The organism is Moorena sp. SIO2C4, assembly GCF_010672485.1.
Lineage (GTDB): Bacteria > Cyanobacteriota > Cyanobacteriia > Cyanobacteriales > Coleofasciculaceae > Moorena > Moorena producens.
On record NZ_JAAHGN010001100.1, the window covers coordinates 1 to 2,431 of the forward strand.

The 2,431-nt window shown below is 44.8% G+C and carries 4 protein-coding genes; all 4 read right to left on the bottom strand.

Annotated features, from left to right (window positions below; genetic code table 11):
* Positions 1–29 precede the first annotated feature (29 nt).
* The 4 genes from F6K20_RS34205 to F6K20_RS34220 all read right to left on the bottom strand — a co-directional run bounded on the left by F6K20_RS34205 (position 30) and on the right by F6K20_RS34220 (position 2,342).
* Positions 30–959 carry a DUF928 domain-containing protein gene (locus tag F6K20_RS34205; RefSeq protein WP_287297756.1) on the bottom strand — a complete coding sequence of 310 codons (930 nt, stop codon included), beginning with the start codon at positions 957–959 and terminating at the stop codon, positions 30–32.
* A gap of 158 nt (positions 960–1,117) precedes the next feature.
* The gene (locus F6K20_RS34210; RefSeq protein WP_287252194.1) at positions 1,118–1,270 is read right to left on the bottom strand and encodes a hypothetical protein; all 153 of its coding nucleotides are present in this window, start codon (positions 1,268–1,270) and stop codon (positions 1,118–1,120) included.
* 157 nt (positions 1,271–1,427) lie between these two features.
* Positions 1,428–1,556, bottom strand: a complete 129-nt coding sequence (locus tag F6K20_RS34215; RefSeq protein WP_267872042.1) for a hypothetical protein — start codon at positions 1,554–1,556, stop codon at positions 1,428–1,430.
* A 324-nt stretch (positions 1,557–1,880) separates the two neighbouring features.
* Entirely contained in the window at positions 1,881–2,342 is a 462-nt protein-coding gene (locus F6K20_RS34220) for a CHASE2 domain-containing protein (RefSeq protein WP_287297758.1), read from the bottom strand.
* Between the last annotated feature and the right edge of the window lie 89 nt (positions 2,343–2,431).

Here is a 2,431-nt window from a genome sequence, read left to right on the forward strand (position 1 = left end):
CTCCCGACTCCCGACTCCCGACTCCCGACTCACTTTGCTATACAACAATCAACTAGGTGTTTGACTGCGATCGCACGCAAACCCACGGAACCTAGGAAATCCTCCCAATCCCGTTCTAACCTAGAATCCTCTGGTTTCTTGGACCGTAGTTGAGCTAAGGCTGTCATCGCATCATGCCAAATACCGTGGCTCGCATAAATAGCAATACGGTCCCGTGGCGAAGTAGCAGCGTTTAGCTTACTACTGAGGGTAGAGTCTGCTGTGATTCGTTTGACTAATCCTTCCACCGTGGGATTCCCAGACGGGTTTTGGGGATTAACTAAAACAGAGAACTGCCATCGATATAGCTGGTCAGTTTGTAGGGGTTGGTTCAATCGAACACGGACAATACCAGGAGTTCCAGATAAGGTGATCGATTTTACTAGTACAGCCTGTTGGTTCTGATTGAGCAGTACAAACTCTACCGTTAGTTCACGAGTAGACTGTTCAGGAACATAAAACCAAAAGGTAGGAGACTCAGCTAAGGTCAGTGCTAAGGAAGAGTTGGAATCATTACTACAGTTGCCCGTTGCCTCGACAATCTCGCTACTACCAGGGACTATAGCAATCAGCTGATCCGAACACAGACCACGTGATCCTCCTGATGTTCGTTTCGGTGGTCTGCCCACATCATCAAAGTCTTGATTTTGTGTAGCATTTGGTGTAGTGTAGTCTGGTGGGAGGAAATATAAACGTCCTCCAGCTGTTGTGATCTGATCAGTTCTGCTATCACCCCCAAAGTCTACATCTGGTTGACCTGATGGAGTATCGGATCGGGAGAAACTATTTGTGACAGAGTTGCTGTTTAGGGCAACAGACTGCGAACGCGCTCGTAGAGGGTAAATGGTGAAATTAAGTAGTACCCAGGCAAGGGCCAAGATCAAAGAAGGTTTGTACAACGCTAGCTTGAGTTTATACATACTGAGAGGTTTGACAAACGTTAATTTTTTTAAAGCATTCCATAATCTTTATCAGTCCTTACTCAGGGATTTTATGCAAACGTTTACATTTCTTATCACACCGATCGGATATAGAGCATTTGCCAATCTATTTGGCGTTGCTTAATAATGGAATGATTTTAAGAGTAGGTGCGCGCTTTCCAATGGGCGAGTAAATCGCCCTTGGGTCGCACCTGTGGAATAGGCATCTTGCTTAGGTGCGCTTGACCTTGGCGAATTAAATTCGCCACGGGTCGCACCTGTGGAATGGGCATCTTGCGTGGAACTGGCATCTTGCCAGTTTCAATATATTTTCGGGCGGGCAGGATGCCCACTCTACTCCTATTCATTCAAAGACTGATGCAACGCGATCTATTTAGAAATGCTAGATCTCAACCTGGGTGTCTTTTCGTTGTAAGCATTCAGCTATCAGCATTCAGCGATCAGCTTTCAGGTACAGGTATCATCAGTGATCAGCTTATGGGCTACGTCACAGGCTTCTAGCCTGTGCCACGCTACTGTTCGCCCAGCGTGGGCCAAAAGCCCACGGCTGACGGCTGACCACTGACCGCTGACCACTGAATGGTTACTTTTCGTTTACGCCTTCAGGTTGGTAGCTATGAGAACAATGACGCAGTTAACCTTGATGACTGATTTATCTACCAAAAACAGTATTACATATCAATCCCGACTCATTTCTCTAGTTGAATTAAAATTCACTAAATCTTTAAACAAATAACCTTTTTATCAAAATTATCTAAAAGACTTGGATGATAAATCTAGCCTTTCCATTTGAGATGTAAACATAATCGTGATTAGTAAAGGCAAGAGGCAACAGGCAATAGCTAATCAAGTATCTAGGGATTTTTGGGAATATAAAAAACTGTCATTCTTGTTTACAATTCATTTGAAAATGCTATAAACTACGATGGATCCACTGGTTGCCACTAACCCCAAGGCTGATGGTATAAAGGGTATCCATCCCCCTTGGAGTAAGAGAACATAACAGACTCCAGATAAGAGGCTGATACCAGCAAAAACAGCAACTCCCAAGTAGGATGGGGAATGTAAACGCCAAACTAATAGGCCTCCCACCAAAGACCAACTACCAATCCAAAGCAGTTCCCCCCACTGTGGCAACCACCAGAGCAAGGGTCGTTGATTCAAAACAGCACTAATAATCTGACTAGTCATCTGAGCGTGAACCATAACCCCAGGTATTTTGTCAGGCCATGGCCCTTTAGTATAGGGAGTCAGGTGTACATCCTTTGAATCTTTACCCACCCCAATCAAGACAATCTTATCCTTGACCAAAGTGGACAGTTGGGTGAAACTGCTAAGCTTAATAAGTTTTTCTTGAACCATGACCCCAGTGTGGCTACTTCCCCCAACAGATTTGCAACTATTGAACCATGATGTCCATCTCTGGCGTGCGCAGTTGGAGCTGAGTGAAT